Origin of the sequence: Nocardioides sp. CPCC 206348, assembly GCF_048654705.1 — a bacterium.
Lineage (GTDB): Bacteria > Actinomycetota > Actinomycetes > Propionibacteriales > Nocardioidaceae > Nocardioides.
On the sequence record NZ_JBMCZA010000179.1, the window covers coordinates 1 to 17,905 of the forward strand.

The window sequence follows — 17,905 nt, forward strand, 5'->3', positions numbered from 1 at the left end:
CTGCCTGCCGTGGGTCGACGGTGTCGTCTACGTCGGCCTGGAGGACGGGCTGCACCTGCCGACGACGCTGCGATGCAGTCCGCCGCCAGGTGTCGTACGGCGCGCCGTACAGCCGGAGCCCGGACCGATCCGCGAGGTGATCGTGCTGATCGGTCACGATGTTCTGATCGGCCCCGCACCAGCACGAGTCGCCGACCTGCAGATGCTGGTCGAGCTGCAATGACGTCCCAGACCCAGTTGCCGCCCGGCCTCGAGCCCTGGGCGGATGCCTTCAACGCGCTGCACCCCGAGTTCCTCTTCGGACTGCTTCCGTTGTTGCACGGTCTCGACGACCTGATCCATCGTCGCGATGCGGGTCAGGGTGACAGCGGTCCGCTCGACGGCTATGCGGAGATCTCCAACCGGGGCACCCCGGAGCGCATCCTGATCTCCGAATGGATGCTTGCCGCAGAACTACCTCTCGAGTTCTTGCGACGGGCCTCGGAGAACGAGCTGATGTACCTCGCGCCGGCCTACATCCGGCCGCAACCGCGCGGCCGTGCAGTGGTCCTGGTGGACAACGGACCCGACCAGCTCGGCGCGCCCCGGTTGGCGCAGCTCGCAGCCCTGATCGTGCTGCATCGGCGAGCCCGAGCTCGGGGTGCAGAACTTCGGATCGGCGTGCTCGGCGAACCTGCGGACCATTGGATCGAGGGCGACTTGGCCCAACTGCTGGCCGCCTGGCTGACGCAGCGATCCACCGCGCCCGTTGAGCGGGCGGCCCTCGATCAGCGTCTCGAGGACGTCGAGGCCGCTGACGAGGCCTGGGTGCTCGCAAGCGACGGGCTGGCCGCTGACCTCAAGGACCAGCGGCGGGTGTTGACGATCGCCGAAGGTGCGTGGGGGCCCACCGGGGTGCAGGAGCTCAGCATCAACCTCGACGGTGACCGGATGGAGCTCGCGCTGCCTGCAGCCGAGGTCGCGGTCCGCGCGCTCCGCGGCTCAGCACTGCGGACCGCTCCCGACGCATCGCGCGTCGACGGACTCGTCGACCTCCGTGGGCCGACCTTCAACAGCCACGCGCGTCGCCTGCTCCTGCGCGGCAGGGGCAGCAGAGAAGTGGTCACGGCCGTCGTCTCCGAGCACGCCGGCCGGTCGCCGCGGATCCGACGCCACAGCTTCTCCGGGACTGTCCTGGCCGGGTCGGCACTCGGCAAGCGCCTGGTCGTGGTCGTGCTGGAGGACGGCGAGCTGCGCGTGCGAGTGATCGGCAAGCCCCTCGGCCGCGTGACCGAGTTCGTTCACCCCGTGGCGCTCCTCGGCGTCAGCGCAGCCGAGATCGAGTCCGAAACCGACACGAGGCTGCCGCCGGTCCACTTCGCTGGCAGCGACCTGATCTTCGGGTTCAAGGACGCGTGGTGGCGGTTGTCGCAACACTCCTGCGAACCCGTCGACGCAGTCGCCATCGCGCCGGGCACCAACATCGACCAACCAAGGATGGCCACGGTCGTCGGCGGTGCAGGCAGCGTCGGCGTCCGAGCGGACTGGAACCTGATCCCCGACACCAGCGCATCGACCGTCGTCGTACTCGGAACCGACCGAAGTGTGGCGGTCTCGGAGGACCGCGTGCACTGGCGCACCTTCATCCACCGACGACCGTCCGACGTGATCGTGGTCGAGCAGGGGTGCGAGGTCCTGGCGCTGGTGGTGGACGAAGAGCAGCCCAAGCTGGTGACGCTCTCCCCCGCCGGGCTGATCGTTCGTCTGGTCGGGGCACAGGGAGTGAGGACGTTGACCCGGTGGTCGGGGGGAACCGGCAGGCCGACCATCCATCCGTCGCTGCCGATGGTGGCTGTGCAACGAGCCGATGACTTGGTCGAGATCGGGAATCTGCTCACCGGCGAGCTGCACCAGGTCATCCGGAGCGAAGCGTGAACCGCCTCGGGCCGCCGTACCGCGGCACCGTCACGGCGGCCGGATTCGTGATCGACGTTGCGCTCATCGGGACTGCTGAAGCCCAGAAGCGCGTCCTCGCCTGGTGGCAATCCGGTGCGGTCTTGCGGGAGCTCGGTACTGACCGCATGTTCTTGTCGCTCCCGAATGTTGTCGAACTGAGGTGCGAGCTCGCTCCCGGGTTGCCGGTGGTCGCACGCGAGGGCGGGTACGCGTCGGCCGACGTCGACATCCCATCGACCGGCAAGCTCTGCGTCCTCGAGGGCGGCCGGCCCGTGACTCACGACCTCAACGATCTCCACGTCGTCGAGCCATCCGGCTGGGTCGACCTCAGCCAGCTGACCTTCCACGTCCTGGCGCCCGTACAGGCACCAACCCCCGCTCCACGTACCGTGCCGCGCATGTCGCAGCCCCCGGCGGTCGACCTCCGATCGGTCGCCAAGCTCGGTGCGCGCAGCAGCAAGGCCGAAGCCGTGATCGGAGAGCTCACCCGCGACGGTGCCCGGCGACGACGCGGTGGATCGGGCGGAGCAGCGCGGCAACGGAGCGGCCTGCTGGCTCGCAGCCTGATGCGCAGCCCGGCAGCACCGATGATCCGACGCAAGCACGAGCGGTACCTGCAATCGCTGACCAAGGCCTTCGAACGCAAGAGGTTCGGTGAGGCGTTGCGCGACGCCATCGCACTCGGCGGGAGCCAGCCCGGCTTCCTCTCCCTGCGGCTTCCCAAGCGGCGCGATGCCGTGCGTGGTCCGAGCAATCAGATGTCTGGGGGCGGAGGGAGCATTCCGTGGGGTCCGACGGTCCATCAACACTTGCAGACCGTCTACCGCCAGGCTGCCGACGAGCTGGAGAAGCAGGGACGCTTCGAAGAGGCCGCGTTCGTCCTGGTCGACCTGATGGGCAACCTGATCGGCGCGGTGGCGATGTTGGAGCGCCATCAGAAGTACTCGCTCGCCGCCGAACTGGCCGAAGGACGCAAGCTCCAGGCCGACCTCGTCGTACGACTGTGGTGGCGAGCCGGGCGTCGTGATCGGGCACTCGAGGTTGCGCGCGCCCGGGGCGCCTACGCCATGGCGATCAAGCATCTCGAGAACGTCGACCCCGCGGCCGCTGGCGAGCTGCGCGTGGCCTGGAGCGATGACCTGGGCCGGTCCGGCGACTACCTCGGCGCCGTCGAAGCCATCTGGCCCGATGCAGACCGACGCGCCACGTCGATCACCAACATCGCCAAGGGCATGTCCCTGGGCGGTCCGACAGCCGCGCATCTCTTCGCCTTCCAACTGGCGCTGGCGACCAACGACACTGCGCGTACAGCCGCGCGAGCACTGATGAGCACGACGGATCCGGCTCTTGCCGCTGGGCGTTCACGGTTCCTCCGCGCCTTTTCCGAGCTCCCCAGCGCCGACCCTGCCGCCGACCGCGAACTCGCGAGCGTCGCACTACGGCAACTGCTGGACCCGACTGCCCAGTCCCCCGGTGACGAGACGTCGACGCGTCGCATCGTCAACGCGCTCATTCACCGGGCCGACCCCGTTCTTCGAGCCGACCTACCCAGCTTCGCCTGGCATCGCCGCGCGTCACGGACGGCCGGCGCGCCGTTCGAGATCAACGCCGTCGAAGGGGTCGGGCAGCTCGCTGTCCATGACGTCGTACCGCTGCCGGGCGGCACGCTGCTGGTTGCTCTGGGAAGCCACGGGGTCCGGCTCCTCACGCCGGACGGTCGTACGCGAGCACAGTGGGATCGCCCCACGGAGCGGATCGTCATGGCGGACCACGGCGGCACGGCTCTCCTGGCCAACGACATCGGCGACGGCGGTTGGGACCTGCACACGCTGGACCTGACCACCCGACAGGTGCGCGCCTGGCTGCCGATCCGGGCAACCCGCCTCGCTTCGTCGTACGACGGCGCGACGCTGACGGTCGTCGATGAGGCAGGGACCATCAACTTCCTCGACGTCCGGGCGACCTCGGTCCGGAGCCTGTGGCGCGAGGTGACCGACGAGGCCGCTGTCGTTGACCTCGCCCGCGGGCCGGGCAAGCTCTCTGCCGTCGTACGACACCCCGCTTCGGACCTTCGACCGATGGAATGGCTGGAGGTCTGGCATTGGGACCTGCCGTCGCTCGGCCTGCGAAGTCGCGGCCACCTCGACTGGCTCGACGGTCAGGTCCGCCTCACCACCGGCGGCATCGTGCAGCTCGAGACCAACGAGCACCCAGCGGGTTCGTACACCCTCGTCACCGACCGAGGAGGGCCGCAGGTACGGCGGATCGCATGGGAACCCGGGTCCTTCCTGCAGCTGACCACCGACGGCGTACGCCACGCCGTGACCTCAAGCGGAGCGGACGGCACCCGTGTCGCGATCTCCCCCGTCTCCAGTCGTGATGCGGACCTGACCGTCCATTTTCCCGACTCCGTGACGGCCAGCTTCCGCAGTCACCACGATCTCGTGGCCGTCTGGGACCTGTCCGGCCGGATCGTTGTGGCCGACCTGGAGAACCGGCAGGTCCTCGGCAACTTCCGTACCCGCCTGTGAATGGGCGGGACGGAATCGCGCACAGCGGACCGATGGTTGCCTCACTCCACCGCGTTTGCTGAGAACTCAACCGCGCGGCAACGGCTTTCGCCACTCCGGCATGTTGACGGCTATCCGCTGAGCGCTAGACCCGTTCCAGGTCACAGCGAGCCCTTCGGCAACGAGCGCATCGCGAACCAACTCACCGACCGTCGTGTCGGTGATGGTGGAGACCTGCCGACGCGCCTCCTCGTCGCCCTCCTTGGCCCGCGCCATCAGTTCCGGATCCAGGCCCGCGGCCGGCCTGAACGCGCTGTACGCCAGGAAGAGGACAGCATCTGAATCCACAAGGCGTTCGGAATCTTGCTGGTGGAAGAACGTGTATGCCCATTCCTTGTAGGGATAGTCACCGTCAACAACTCCGCCCAGCGGCGTTCTTTCATCATCGATCTCAGCCATGCCGCAGGTCCCACAACATGAGAAGTCCATCCGAGCGAGCACTCCCTGGCTCGCAAGACTCCAGAACGCGCGCTCAAGCCGACCAAAGTCCCCGGTGTCCGGCCAGTCCTCCTCATCGGCCAACCTGGCGCACCAGACCTCCTCGACCACTTCAGAAGCGGCGCTCAGAAGAACGTCGTGAGGCACTTCGATGTCGTCGTGATAGTCGACGAGTTCCTCAGCAAGACCGGTCCTCGGACGAAAGCCCGGCGCGATCCATTCCGTGGCGGTCAGTCGGAGTTCCCGACGCTGGTCGTCGGTGAGTACCGGCTTGCGCCGAAAGATGCCCATGGACGCAGGGTAGACGCGGTCGAGCCGATCTTCTCGACCGCCGAGACTGGCCCAGTTCTCTTGCGTCAGTCCGCCGCGTCTGCAGAGGTCGGACCCGCGGGCCATGCCGACGTCGGGCTAGACCCACGGTTCGCCGACCCATCGTCGGACCTCGGGCGCGGTGGGCATGGGATCGTTCAGCCACCGCTCGATCTCCGTTCCGGCGCCCGACCCTACCCAGCCGTCCACTGTCCGGCTGACCGATTCTGACGCCGACCGTGCATGGACGACGCCGCCTCGTGCGACGGCGAGGATCCAGCCGTCGAGCACGGCGAGAAGGTCTTCGGATCCCGAGTCGCAGGCGTCGCATCCGCAGTCCGGAACGGTGTCGAGCAGCACCACCGACGTCTCATCCGAGCCTGAAACGCCGACGTCGATCCCGAACGGATCTCCGGCGACGATGGTCTCGCTGAGAAGCACGCTGAGGGCACCGGCGCGGGTCGGCGCCAGCCGACGTACTCGTCGCATCTGATCAGGTCCGCGCACCGCGCCAGTCCACGAGGTCGGCGAGATGCTGTCTGCGGTCGCGATGGCGCGAGACGCCAAGACCTCGCTCCAGGCATCGATCCGGGCATGAAGGATCTGGTACTTGCCTGGATCCAGGCAGCGGGAGTACTCGTCCTCCAACGGATCCCGATCCCGGTGAGGGTCTGGCCACCCTGGTGTTCCCGCGCCAGTGCGGTCGAAAGCACGGCCCACCTCCACCAGCAGGTCATCGAACCACGCTGGACGTGGCGGCGGGCTGTCGTCGTGCATGGCGACATCCTCGCTCACGTCGCCCACACACCGAGCACCGATCACGGTCTGGTGCGCTCAGACGATTCGCCCGATTCTGCCGCGAGCCGGGTAGTCGCGCAGGTGCATCAATCCACCGTGACACGGCGCCCAGAATGACGGACTCGTGGAGTGCGGACGGTGTTCCAGCGGTCGAAGTGATCGTCACGATGGAGCCGTATGGCTAGGGTCGCGACAGTGACTCACTATGACTTGGCCATCATCGGATCGGGTTCGGGCAATTCTCTGATCGGTCCCGAATTCGCCGAGTGGCAGATCGCCATCATCGAGGAATCGACGTTCGGCGGCACCTGCCTGAACGTCGGCTGCATTCCGACGAAGATGTACGTGTACCCCGCTGACCTGGCCGAGTCAGTCAAGAACGCCGGCCATCTGGGCGTCGACGGCACCATCGACCAGGTGCGCTGGACCGACATCCGGGACCGTGTGTTCGGGAGGATCGACTCCATCGCTGCCGGTGGCCGCGACTACCGAGCGCACGGCGAACCGAACACCACCCTCTACGAGGCACATGCAGAGTTCGTCGGCCCCACCGAGCTCCTGCTCTCGACCGGCGAGACGATCACCGCCGACCGCATCGTCGTGGCGACGGGATCGCGTCCGACCGTCCCCGACGTGGTGACCGCATCGGGCGTCCCCTTCCATACGTCCGACACGATCATGCGAATCGATGAACTGCCTGAGCGGATCGTGATTCTGGGCGGCGGTTACATCGCGGCCGAGTTTGCCCATATTTTCTCCGCCTTCGACGTCCACACGACCGTGCTCGCCCGCAGCGCCCCCTTGTTACGCCATCTCGACGGGGAGATCGCCCAGCGGTTCACCGAGATCGCTCGGCAGCGCTGGGATGTCCGGACCGAGACGCGGGTTGAGTCCTTGGAATCCTGCGAGGGCACCGTGCGACTCAGACTGGACGACGGCTCGGTCGTGGAGGCGGACCTCTTGCTCGTGGCCACAGGACGCACACCGAATTCCGACTGTCTGAATCTGTCCGCCGCCGGTATCGAGGTCCACCCCGATGGCCGCGTGATCGTCGATGCCTGTGGTCGAACCACTGCATCTCAGGTGTGGTCACTGGGCGATGCGAGTTCCGCGCACCAGCTCAAACACGTGGCCAATCACGAAGCGCGGGTTGTCGCGCACAACCTCGCACACCCCGACGATCTCGTGGAATCGGATCACCGCTTTGTGCCCGCCGCGGTCTTCACACATCCGCAGGTCGCCAGTGTCGGGCTCACCGAGGAGCAGGCGATTGCGAGCGGTCGTCCCTTCGTCACTGCTGTTCAGGAGTACGGCGGGACGGCGTACGGCTGGGCAATGGACGACACCACCAGCCTCTGCAAGGTTCTTGCCGACCCGACATCAGGCCAATTGATCGGCGCACACATCATCGGCGAGCAGGCCGCGACCCTGATCCAGCCGCTGATCCAGGCCATGAGCTTCGGCCTCGGAGCCCGGGACATGGCACGCGGGCAGTACTGGATCCACCCTGCACTCACCGAGGTCGTTGAGAACGCGCTGCTCAAGCTCGAGCTCGACTGAGGAGCAGGCCGACGCACCATGTCCGACGGGTGAGAGAAGGTGCGTCATCCGCCGCCAGTCGGCGCGCAAGATGTGTCCCCTCTGCCGAGAGTCGCATGGGGCGGGAACAGTCTGTGCTTGGCTCGTCGGGTGCGAACTTTTGCGGCCCTGCTACTGACCACTGCCCTCGCGGCAACGGCTTGTACGGCTAATGACAAGCCTGGAGCGGGACCAAGTGCCACCGCTGCATCGGGCTCGGTGCGTGAACCGGAACCGACGGCCGTCGTTAGCATCTCGCCCATGCCCGCTGGCGACGCGTGGGGCGCCTACGCAGATTTCGGAGAAGGCGACCGTTCCTCACTAAGCGCCACCATGCAGAAGGTCTTTGCGATCTGCGACCTGCGCCAGGAGGTCAACTCCGGCGGATTCGATTCCTACTTCCGGTACTGGGGTGGAGATACAGCATCGGTCGCTCTTGCCGCCCTCCCGGATGTTCTCGGAGATGCGTGGGCCCGGCTACTGAGAGAAGCAATGCAGACTCTCGGGCCGAACTACCCTGTTGACGCGGATGCACGGGCGGACCTTCTCGATGACCGCGACCTCGACGAAGTACTCAACGAGTTCGACTCCAGGTTCGACGAACTGGAGGCGTCGACCGACGCCGACGGGTTGGTCAACTCCTACCTGGTCGCAGGCTCCTAGCGTTCGCCATGGCGGCCATCCGATGTTGCCGCGCGAAGGGTGCGCGTCATGTCGCCACTACGGGACGGTAGCCAGGAGCTTCCTGAGCCTGCCATCCAGCCAGTGGGCGTCCGGGAGGCGCCCGACAGTCGCCTCGATGAAGTCCTCGGGCGACAGTTCGGTTCGTCCGACCTCGCTCTCCACCACGACCAGGTCGTCGCGGGGCGTCACGGTGATCGGCCGCTCGAGCTCCTCAAGCACGAACCGTCCGAACACGACCCTCCAAGCGCTCCGCTCGCGGCGATCCTCCTCCGGTACGACGACGTAGATGTCGTCGCCGTGGGTGGCGTACTCCACTGCGAAGTGGAAGGTTTGCAGCCACGACGGGTACTCACCGACGCTGGTGTCCACTGACCCCTGGCGCCCTCGCGCCCGCAACTCTTGACGATTGGCCACCTGGGCCTCACGCCATTCGCCCACCAGTTCGTCGGTCGGCACGTCGGCGTACGACCGGAGCTGCCAGTCGTTGAAGGCCACGACGTCCACTGCACCGGCCTGTTCGGCCGCACGGAACAGGTCGCCGACGCCGTTGTCGAGGTTGGCCCGCGTGTAGTCCTCCAAGCCCATGAGATGCCCCAGCATGTCCCGCACAGTCCAGCCCGCGCAGCGGCTCGACCGAGACCAGTCGGGCTCGCTGGTGAATAGGGAGTGGACCCGGTCAGCCTCACGATCGAGCAGGTCGAACGGGTCGAGCCCGTCAAGGATTGACTCCTCAGCCATGGTCCGACGTTACTGCCTGTCGCCTCGCGACAGTGGGTGCTGCGCCACTCCGAGGCGCCGCATCCCGCGGACGCCTTCGACGATGCGCACCTCCGTGAGCCTTGGCGAGGGAAGTGGCCGTCACGCGAGGGATCCAGGACCGCAATACCCGGTGCGGCATTCCGCCGCGTCGGGGCTGCGCTAACTGTCATCACTGTCGCCGAGGTCGCCCCGACGGACGCGCCGACGCTTGCCGACCTTGCGAAGGACAGCCCAGGGTTCACGAACAGCGCGGCCAGCGCGCCGGTTCTTGTGAGGCTTGCAGAGCGGACAACCCTTGTTCTGCCGATGAGGTGAGTGAGCCATCGTGGCTCCGATCCGTGACCAACACCCGCCACGGAGGGCGGGGTGGGTAGGACCGTCGCGCTCTCATGCTTCGACCGTAGCTGTCAGACCCGATTGAAGCAGCCGTTCGCACGGCCAGGCGGCGCCGCGACGTCGCGGGCCAGAGCAGAACGAAGCGCCGTCACGAGGTGGTTGGTGCGGCCGAGGCGTTCGCAGCTGTCGATTGACCGCCCGGTGGTGTGCCTTACTTTTCGAGGCCTGTGGTGAGTCGCGCGAGGCGGTGGACGGTGCTCTGGAACTGCTCTCCGTTTCCGGAGAGCTCCTCCAACAGGGGGATGAGGTTCACTGCCACCTGGTGGAAGACCTGGTTGCGGTCAGGGAGGTCATTGGCCAGCTCGGTGATCTCTTGGAGAAGTTGCGCGACGGTGCCCCCTTCCCCTTGCAGGACCTTGATGAGGGATTCAGCGAGGGCGTTGACGTCGGCAGGCGTGAGGACGGCGAAGAGGGGCCGAAACCCGTTGAGGAGAGCGGTCAGGTCGAACCCGGCGCTGGTCCGGGCGAACGGGATCAGCGAGTCTGCTGCCTGGATCGCCGAGTCCTTGCTCCCCGGCACCAGTGCGAGGTAGCGCTGACCGCTGAGGTTCTGGTAGCGCAGGATGAGGCCGGTGGTCTCGGTCAGCTTCTGTTCCTGGGGCACCCAGAACGTGACGATGGCCTGGTCCCCCTCGATTGCGATCTTCTCGACGCCACCGACTTTGACTCCGGCGATGCGTACATCGTCGCCGACGAGAAGACCGCTGACCTCGACAAACTCGGCGCGGTACCTGGTGACCTCGGCGTCTACGGGGTCGACCGTGGTGTTGTCGAGCGGCGAAGCGGAAGACTGTTGCGACGTCCCAGGAACTCGGGTGCTCGGATGATCCTGGTCGTGCTCACCTGAGGAACAGCCAGCGACTAGAACGACGAAGCTGGCAGCAATCGCAAGGCGCATGGCGCGAATCATGGCATGAGGGGATCCCCGGCCTGGACGACCACGTTCAGGCCGACGGACGGCCTCCACGATGCGTCAGTCCGCCGCGTTGGTCCCTGCCGACCGATGGCCTTGCATCGCAGTGACAGGCCAGGCGCGGCTGAGGGAGGGAGTCAGCTCAGGCTCCGACGATGCGCCAGCTCCAGAGCGTGCTGCACCTGCTCACCCGGCAGGGGCGGCGCCAACCCGTCGTCATTGGCCAACGTGACCGTCGTGAATCGGCCGGCACTGCAGATCTGGCCGCTCATCGCCTTTGCATTTTCCGCGTGCGGAAACACGTTGAGTATCGACTGGGTTCCCGGGGGTTGACCTTGCACCTCGAGCATTGCGGAGAAGACCTGACAGGCCTCGGTAGGACTCATCGAGACTCCTGGCTCAACGAGGTCGCGCAAGCGCTGAAACTTCCGCTTGCCGTCCGCGTCCTCGACCAGACCCGAGTCCTCCATCATTTGCATTAGTTGTGGCAGTCCTTGCACCCAGTCTGAAGACGAAAGGGAACCGGCCTGCACAAAGACACCATCGCCAGCCGGCCACTGGCACACGGGCAGTCCGCCCACGAGCACAGGCTGCCCTTTCCCGACGGGTCGGCCCGCGAGATCGACAAGCTGTTCCGCCGACAGGAGCTCGCAAGCATCTACCCGTGATGATGCCGGATCGCCGCTTGGTGTTGACGTCGGCGTTGACCCTGCAGATGACGGCTTGCCGGACGGGCTCGCTCTGGACTCCGTCGTCTCCGGCGTACCGGACGAGCAACCAGCCATGGTGAACAACACGGCCGCGGCGCCGATGAACTTTCGCATGGCGAATCGTCGCATGGCTGCGGGTCTCTCGGGTGTGCCCTCTGCTCCGCAGGCCTTCCGCGCGAGGTTGGTCTCTTCGCGACGAGACGGCCGGTCAGCAACGACGGGGCGGTAGTTCCGGGACGAGCGCCATTGCGCCCCAACCGCCTGACCCGTAGTCAGTTGGACAGTGCGTTGGCACGGCAAGCGACAGTGACGCCGACGACAGCGCGCTGGTAGAACGGAGCCAGAAACCGGAACGAGGAGATGTGACATGTCAGGTCGAATCAGGGTCGGTAGCGTCGCGGACTTCTCCGACGGGAAGCTGCACTCCGCGGACGCCGCCGGCACGTCCATCGTGGTTGGTCTCGCCGGGGACTCGTTGTGCGCAGCACGCAACCGCTGTCCGCACCTGGGCCTCTCCCTCACCAAGGGGCCTGGAGGTCTGAGGTACGCCGACGGCCAGGTCGTCTGCCCGTGGCACAACTCCCGCTTCGACCTCGCATCGGGCGACAACCTCGACTGGGCGCCCGGCTTCGCTGGTAAGGACATGCCCCGCTGGTCGCGCAAGCTGATCGCACTGGGCAAGAAGCCATCTCCATTGACGACCTACGACGTCATCGTCGAGAACGACGACGTGTACGTCGAGCTCTGAGCGTCGTTGTCGCCCACAGTTGTGCGCCCGCCGTGAAATGGCCATGGGCCCATGCAGAAGGGCCGCGCGCGGCGTCTGAATCCCTCAGGCGCGCTCCGGCCAGGGCCACTGGACCGACATCGACCCGCCGACGTCGACTGCACGCCACTGGTCGGACAGTACGTCGATGCGCTTCATCGCCCGGTCGAGGTCCGTGTCGCTGAGGTCGGTCGGCGGAGGGTCCTGGAGCACGTAGTGGCTGCCGGGCAGGTGGCCGCTGCGCCGCAGCCAGCGCGGATAGACCTGGGCAGCAAGGGCTTCTGATCGCCCCATGTCAGTTCCGGTGGACCTGTTGCGTCGCTCGACCTGGCGCGCCCACGCCTTGGTTCGGAGCTCCTCGGTCGGTACGAATGTCCCGGCGTTGCCGCCAGCGGCGAGCTGGCCGAAGATCCCGTCGCGTAGTCCGAACTCCTCCTCGACCACCAGGTGCACGAGGTCATGAGGAATCAGCTCGGAGTAGCCGGGCGCCGGGTCCATGCGGAGGTCACCGTGCAGGCTGCGGAGTACGGCGACCGCATACCGACGTTGCCCGGTGCGCTCAAATCTCACCTGCATGCGGGTCAACGTAGTCGCCGAGTGTCAGATTGCGTGCAGCCGCAGCGGCAAGGTGCGGTGGCAGCGGATCAGGTTGTTGCGGGCCCACTCCGGTTCGCCGTTCGGTTCGATGCGCGCGACTTTCGCGACCAGGCTGGACAAGAGGGTTTCGGTCTCGAGTCGTGCCAGGCCCTGGCCGGCGCAGGAGTGAGAGCCGCGGCCGAATGCCAGTTGCGCAGAGGCGTCGCGGTGGATGTCGAAGACGTCCGGGTTCTCCCAGATCAGCTCGTCGCGGTTGGCCGAGGCGTAGAGGACCAGGACCCGGGACCCGCGCGGGATGGTGGTGCCGTCGACCTCGGCGTCGGAGACGACGCGACGGGTGAACGCGCGGATCGGTGCCTCGAACCGGAGCGCCTCGTTCGCAGCGTTCGGGATCAGCGACGGGTCCGCTCGCAGGGCCTCCCACTGGTCGGGATGGGTCGCGAGCAGGTGCAGGGCACTGGCGATGCCGCTGATGGTGGTGTCCAGTGATGGGGCCAGGTAGTCGATCATCAGGGCGACGCCTTCCCTGTCGCTGATGGTGCCGTCGCGTGCTGCACGCAACGCCTCCTCCCCCAGGCTGCCGGGCAGGACGTTGCCGGTGCGGGCAACCTTCTTGGCGAAACGCGTCATCCCGATGCTGGATCTCATCGTGCGGAGCGCGGTTGAGTTCAGCGGCCCGAGCGAGTCGAACGTCGCAGCGGCCCAGCGAAGCAGGTGCTCACGTTGGTCCGGGGGCCAGCCGACCAGGTCCGGGACGATGCCCAACGGGAGCGCCTGCGCCAGGTCGGCGACGCCGTCGATGTCACGGCGTACGACGGCGTCGTCGACCACCGAGTCCGCCATGTCCTCGATCTGCTGCTTCATCGTCTGAAGTGCTCGCGGTGTCATCCGTGGCGCGACCAGCTTGCGGCGGCGAGCATGGTCCTCGCCGTCACTGTTGAGGGTCGTGTCGCGGCCGAGCCGGTTCACGATCGGGTTCAGGCCGACGCCGTCACCCGAGATGAACGTCTTCGCGTCCAGGAGCACGCGTTTGCACCCGGCGTACCGGGTGATGGCGTAGACGTGGTGCTTCGGCAGCCAGACGACCGGGCCGAGCTCGCGCAGGCGACGGTAGTGCGGGTAGGGATTCCTGCTGTTGACGACCGAGTAGAGGTTCTCGCGGTAGACCGGGACGTCGGTACGGCGCGTCATCGGCTCAGCACCTCGGCCACGGTCCCGTCCGGTCGAACCAGCGCGGCCACAGCTCGGTGGGCCGTGAGCCAGTCGGCCAGCTCGCCGGCCGCTTCGATCGTGACGGCGTCGGGTCGCGGTGACGTCGGGCCGGTGGTGATCCAGCCGAACGCCCCGGAGGTCCGGTCGTCGAGTCGCGGCTCGCAGAACACGTTGGGTGCCAACCGTCCCGCCAGCGACCGGGAGAGACGACGCTTGCGCACCAGCGTCGAGCGCTGCAGTGGTGGGCTGGTTCCGTCCACGATCCTGGCGCCGAGACCCGGCAGGCGGTGAAGGTGCGGAGCGACCACCGAGCGGAGGAGGTCGCCGAACCGGCCGCCGGCAGTCATCGCGGCGCCGATGACGACGGCGAGCCTGATCATCGCTTCGGCGTGCGGCCGCCTTTCCTGCTCGTAGGTGTCCAGGACGCCGGTGTCGAGGGAGCCGTCGAGAACGCCGGCAATCTTCCAGGCCAGGTTGGCCGCGTCGCGCAGACCCGCTCCCATCCCCTGTCCGATGAACGGGGGCGTGAGGTGGGCGGCGTCGCCGAGGAGGAAGATCCGCCCGCGTCGCCATCGATCGGCGAGCTGGGCGCGGAAGGTGTACTCGGCCGTTCGGATGAGCTCGAATCCAGTGAGATCGGTGTCCCATGGCGCGAGGAGCGGCGCGAGGGCTCCGAGGGTTCCGAAGTGGGCAGCGGTCTCGTCGCCGACGAGCTGGAACTCCCACCGGTGCCGGTGCTCCCCGATGCGCATGTAGGTCGCGGCGCGGCGGGTGTCACAGACCTGATGGACGCCTTCCCAGTGTCCGAGTTCTCGTTCGACGGCAATGTCCACGACGAGCCAGCGCTGCTCGAAGTTCAGGTCTTCCATCGTCGACCCGATCGCGGCGCGGACGAGGCTGTTGGCGCCGTCGCAACCGAGCAGGTACTCCGCCGTGATCGTCCGACGCACGCCATCGGCCACGTACCGCACCTGGGGCGTGCCGTCGTCGCCGGCGAGGACCTCCTCGACTTCCGCGCCGCCGCGCAGTTGCACGGTCGAGTACGCCGTGACCCGGTGGCGCAGGATCGACTCGAGGTCGGGCTGGTCGAACATGTTGGCGGCCGGGAACCCGTTGGACGTGCAGGGGTTGGTGCGGTCGAACTGGGCCAGCACATCGTGGCCGGGGCTCAGCAGCCGGAGACCAGCACTGGGGCGGGTGATCGCTGCGAACTCGCGCTCGAGCCCGAGCCGGGCCACGATCCGGTAGACCTCGTCATCAAGGTGCACCGCCCGCGGCTGGGGATAGACCTCGGCCCAGCGGTCGAGCACCAGGACGTCGACGCCGTACTGACCGAGCAGGATCGCCGCGCTGACGCCCGTCGGACCGGCACCGACGATGACGACCGTGGCGTGCTCCTGTGTGCTCTCGGGGCTCACCCCGCCCGCCGTACGGTGTTGGCCTGCCGCCCCAGATCGATCGCGCCGTCGGCGGTGCCGATGTGCAGCTCGACGACGTCTCCGTCCTGGAGGTACAGCGGATTCTTGCCCTGGCCCTTGAAGAAGGCCTTCCACTTCATGGCTGGCGGCAGCAGCGCCCCGATCATCTCGATCGGCTTCGGTGGCGCCTTCAACGCGGTGCCACCAGGTGTTCCGGTCAGCAGCAGGTCGCCAGCGGCAAGCGGCTGGAAGCCGGTCAGGGTGCCGAACGTCTCGACCGGCTTGAACAGCATGTCCGCAACGGTCGAGTCCTGGCGGACCTCGCCGTTGACCCAGGTACGCAACCGCAGGTCGCCGAAGCGCCTCCAGTCCGCCTCCTCGAGCAGGACCAGTCGTGGTCCGACCGGCGTGAACGTCGGGTAGGACTTGCCCTCGAAGAACTGGGTCTTCGGCAGCTGCAGGTCGCGGGCCGAGACGTCGTTGGTGACGACCAGGCCGGCCACGTACTCGCTGATGTTGTCCTCGGTGATAGTCGTCCCGACCGGGAGGTCCTTCCCGATCACCAGCCCGATCTCGACCTCGTAGTCGAGCAGCTTCACGTGCGCAGGCCGGATGATGTCGTCGACCGGGCCGGCGATGGAATGCGAGGTCTTGCGGAAGAACGTCAGCGGAACGGTGGCCGGGTTCATCCCGGAGTCCTTGATGTGCGAGACGTAGTTGGTCATCTGCGCGACCACCCGGCAGGGAGCCGTGACCGGGGAGAGCAGGTCGTCGGGCACCGGGCCGGGCGTCGCGCTGGCGGCAGCCCGGATCGCGGCCCGGTCGTTCAGCAGCTCTGCAGTCGTCGTGGCTGCCGTGTCGATCCGGACGGCGCCGCTGTCGACCAGGACCCACCAGGCGTCCTTGGTGCGGATGATCGAGGTCGTCATGAGCTGGCTACTTTCAGGAGGCCCTTGAGGCGGGTGCGGGTGAAGTCGGTGTCATTGCTGCGCAGGGCGTGGAGTACGGCGCGCGCCTCGGCGAGCGAGTCCTTGCCGGGCGTGAGGCCGAGGAAGTCCTTCGTCGCGGGCGGCCCCCACTGAGCCAGCCCCGAAGCGGTCATCGGCGCCCAGCCGGGCTCGAGGGTGTTGTCGAACATGTCCCCGTCGGTGAAGTGCTCGACCATGAATCCGTCCGGGTCGCGCCAGTAGTCGAAGATCTGGCTGCCCTGGATGTGGCGGCCGATACCCCAGGAGCGGGTGTACCCGGCTTCGAGCAGTACCTCCCCGCCGGCTGCGAGGGCATCCAGGTCGGTGACCTGGTACGCCGAGTGCACGTACCGGTTGGACGGCCCGAGCGTCATCGCCAGGGTGTGGTGGTCGGCCGGTTCGGAGCCCCGGTCGCAGCGGATGAAGCTCATCGTCGGCCCGAGATCGCGCTGGCCCTCGTAGTACTGGAAGTCGCTGACGATCAGGCCGAGGTTCTCCAGGTACCAGTCGAGTGCGAACCGGTACTGGTTGGTCTGCAGCACCACGTGACCCAGCCGCTGCACACGAGCCGGCTCGGCCGGTGGGCGCTGGGTCCCGTTGGTGCGCGGGATCGCGACACCGGTGTTGTGCGTCAGCGGCACCTGGTCGGGCAGCGCCGGGAGCTCGTGCGTCCCGCTGACCACCCGGACCCGGGCGCCGCTCGGGTCGAGCGCGTCGACGGTGATCCCGCCGAGAGTCTCGGGGAGTGGCACGACCTGCCCACCCAGGTGCTGGGCGAGTCGGAGGACGTCGGCGTCGGACTCGGCTCTGAAGGCCGGCCCGGTGAACCGCGACTTGGCACCCTTGCGAATCAGGACGGCCGGAGAACCCGGGAGCGTGCCGCGCAGGTGCAGCTCATCGGCGGTACGCAGGCTCGTGCTGAACCCGAAGACGTGAGCGAACTTCTCGGCAGCCGCCAGGTCCGGCTTCTCGAACTCGAGCCAGGCGATGTCGCGGACCTTGATCACCGGGTTCCTGGCTCGCCCGGGGTGCTCGCCAGCGAGACCGCCCTGCTCGGCGTGCAGATGACTGTGGGTGTGGTGCTGACTCATGACACCTCCTATTTCTGAGGAAATCGTCAACTATTGCCCTCACCCTGTCAACAGTTTCTGACGATTTCGTCAGAAATGTCCGGATGTTGCTACCGTGGCGCCGTGACCGAGCAACGGACAGCACCGTCGAAGCACGAGGAGCGCAAGGCACGCACGCGTGCAGCGCTGATCAAGGCGGCGCAACACGTCATCGCCGACGGCCGCGAGAACGTCGCCCTCCTGGAGATCACCCAGATCGCGGACGTCGGAATGGGCTCGTTCTACAACCACTTCGCGAGCAAGGACGAGCTGTTTCAAGCCGCTGTCGACGACGCCCTGGAAGCCCATGCCGACCTCCTTGACCGGCTGGCCGAGGACTTCGACGATCCGGCCGAGGTCTTTGCCCAGAGCTTCCGGCTCACCGGCCGCCTCCACCGCCTGGTACCCGAACTGAGCAGGGTGCTGCTCTCCCACGGACCGGCGCTGATCAGCTCCGACCGCGGCTTGGCGCCCCGCGCGCTCCGCGACATCGAGAACGGCGTCGCGAGCGGACGCTTCTCGGTCGCAGACCCTCAGGTCGCACTGATGCTGGCCGCGGGTGGCGTCCTCGCCCTCGGGCAGGCCCTGCACGACGATCCGACCCGTGACGACGCCGCCACCACCGACCAGATGACCACCGACCTGCTCCGGATGCTCGGCGTGCCGGATGACGAGGCGCGGAAGATCTGTTCCCACCCCCTGCCGGGCATCGACCTCCCGGACCTCACGATCTGAGCTCGCGACC

17 protein-coding genes are annotated in these 17,905 nt (G+C 67.3%); 7 read left to right on the top strand and 10 right to left on the bottom strand.

Annotation, left to right across the window (positions count from 1 at the left end):
- The 3 genes from ACOADB_RS14215 to ACOADB_RS14225 all read left to right on the top strand — a co-directional run.
- On the top strand, positions 1-223 hold a 223-nt coding region (locus ACOADB_RS14215), incomplete at its 5' end, for a hypothetical protein (protein ID WP_378599733.1).
- Positions 220-1,914, top strand: coding sequence for a hypothetical protein (locus ACOADB_RS14220; protein WP_378599735.1), 1,695 nt, complete (start codon positions 220-222; stop codon positions 1,912-1,914). The genes ACOADB_RS14215 and ACOADB_RS14220, both read left to right, overlap by 4 nt.
- On the top strand, positions 1,911-4,466 hold the full coding sequence (locus ACOADB_RS14225; protein ID WP_378599738.1) for a bpX6 domain-containing protein: 2,556 nt from the start codon (positions 1,911-1,913) through the stop codon (positions 4,464-4,466). Before ACOADB_RS14220 ends, ACOADB_RS14225 begins: the two co-directional genes overlap by 4 nt.
- A gap of 66 nt (positions 4,467-4,532) precedes the next feature.
- Here the strand turns inward: ACOADB_RS14225 and ACOADB_RS14230 are convergent, their stop codons facing one another.
- Positions 4,533-5,234 carry a DUF6891 domain-containing protein gene (locus tag ACOADB_RS14230; protein ID WP_378599741.1) on the bottom strand — a complete coding sequence of 234 codons (702 nt, stop codon included), beginning with the start codon at positions 5,232-5,234 and terminating at the stop codon, positions 4,533-4,535.
- A gap of 117 nt (positions 5,235-5,351) precedes the next feature.
- Complete coding sequence (locus ACOADB_RS14235; RefSeq protein ID WP_378599743.1) at positions 5,352-6,029, bottom strand: DUF6226 family protein; 678 nt, start codon at positions 6,027-6,029, stop codon at positions 5,352-5,354.
- 216 nt (positions 6,030-6,245) lie between these two features.
- On the opposite strand from ACOADB_RS14235, the gene ACOADB_RS14240 reads away from it, so the two are divergent.
- Positions 6,246-7,610: a mycothione reductase gene (locus ACOADB_RS14240; RefSeq protein ID WP_378599746.1), complete on the top strand. Its 1,365-nt coding sequence runs from the start codon at positions 6,246-6,248 to the stop codon at positions 7,608-7,610.
- A 279-nt stretch (positions 7,611-7,889) separates the two neighbouring features.
- The gene (locus tag ACOADB_RS14245) at positions 7,890-8,291 is read left to right on the top strand and encodes a DMP19 family protein (RefSeq protein ID WP_378599748.1); all 402 of its coding nucleotides are present in this window, start codon (positions 7,890-7,892) and stop codon (positions 8,289-8,291) included.
- A 57-nt stretch (positions 8,292-8,348) separates the two neighbouring features.
- Here the strand turns inward: ACOADB_RS14245 and ACOADB_RS14250 are convergent, their stop codons facing one another.
- The 3 genes from ACOADB_RS14250 to ACOADB_RS14260 all read right to left on the bottom strand — a co-directional run bounded on the left by ACOADB_RS14250 (position 8,349) and on the right by ACOADB_RS14260 (position 11,204).
- Positions 8,349-9,050 carry a maleylpyruvate isomerase family mycothiol-dependent enzyme gene (locus tag ACOADB_RS14250; RefSeq protein ID WP_378599751.1) on the bottom strand — a complete coding sequence of 234 codons (702 nt, stop codon included), beginning with the start codon at positions 9,048-9,050 and terminating at the stop codon, positions 8,349-8,351.
- Between the two features lie 568 nt (positions 9,051-9,618).
- Positions 9,619-10,434, bottom strand: coding sequence for an MlaD family protein (locus ACOADB_RS14255; protein ID WP_378599753.1), 816 nt, complete (start codon positions 10,432-10,434; stop codon positions 9,619-9,621).
- Positions 10,435-10,517: 83 nt separating this feature from the next.
- Positions 10,518-11,204, bottom strand: coding sequence for a DUF3558 family protein (locus tag ACOADB_RS14260; RefSeq protein ID WP_378599756.1), 687 nt, complete (start codon positions 11,202-11,204; stop codon positions 10,518-10,520).
- 253 nt (positions 11,205-11,457) lie between these two features.
- On the opposite strand from ACOADB_RS14260, the gene ACOADB_RS14265 reads away from it, so the two are divergent.
- Positions 11,458-11,838, top strand: a complete 381-nt coding sequence (locus tag ACOADB_RS14265) for a Rieske (2Fe-2S) protein (protein WP_378599758.1) — start codon at positions 11,458-11,460, stop codon at positions 11,836-11,838.
- Between the two features lie 84 nt (positions 11,839-11,922).
- Here ACOADB_RS14265 and ACOADB_RS14270 read toward each other — a convergent pair whose 3' ends face one another.
- The 5 genes from ACOADB_RS14270 to ACOADB_RS14290 are packed head-to-tail and all read right to left on the bottom strand — an operon-like array spanning position 11,923 to position 17,142.
- Complete coding sequence (locus ACOADB_RS14270) at positions 11,923-12,432, bottom strand: hypothetical protein (protein WP_378599760.1); 510 nt, start codon at positions 12,430-12,432, stop codon at positions 11,923-11,925.
- 24 nt (positions 12,433-12,456) lie between these two features.
- Complete coding sequence (locus tag ACOADB_RS14275) at positions 12,457-13,644, bottom strand: cytochrome P450 (protein ID WP_378599762.1); 1,188 nt, start codon at positions 13,642-13,644, stop codon at positions 12,457-12,459.
- A complete protein-coding gene (locus tag ACOADB_RS14280) occupies positions 13,641-15,083 on the bottom strand; it encodes a bifunctional 3-(3-hydroxy-phenyl)propionate/3-hydroxycinnamic acid hydroxylase (protein WP_378599765.1) in 1,443 nt (480 codons plus the stop codon). The genes ACOADB_RS14275 and ACOADB_RS14280 overlap by 4 nt, the downstream gene beginning before the upstream one ends.
- The gene (locus ACOADB_RS14285; RefSeq protein WP_378599767.1) at positions 15,080-16,012 is read right to left on the bottom strand and encodes a fumarylacetoacetate hydrolase family protein; all 933 of its coding nucleotides are present in this window, start codon (positions 16,010-16,012) and stop codon (positions 15,080-15,082) included. Before ACOADB_RS14285 ends, ACOADB_RS14280 begins: the two co-directional genes overlap by 4 nt.
- Positions 16,009-17,142, bottom strand: coding sequence for a VOC family protein (locus tag ACOADB_RS14290; protein ID WP_378599770.1), 1,134 nt, complete (start codon positions 17,140-17,142; stop codon positions 16,009-16,011). Before ACOADB_RS14290 ends, ACOADB_RS14285 begins: the two co-directional genes overlap by 4 nt.
- Before the next feature lie 102 nt (positions 17,143-17,244).
- Between ACOADB_RS14290 and ACOADB_RS14295 the strand changes: the two genes are divergently transcribed.
- Positions 17,245-17,895 carry a TetR/AcrR family transcriptional regulator gene (locus ACOADB_RS14295; RefSeq protein ID WP_378599772.1) on the top strand — a complete coding sequence of 217 codons (651 nt, stop codon included), beginning with the start codon at positions 17,245-17,247 and terminating at the stop codon, positions 17,893-17,895.
- Positions 17,896-17,905 lie beyond the last annotated feature (10 nt).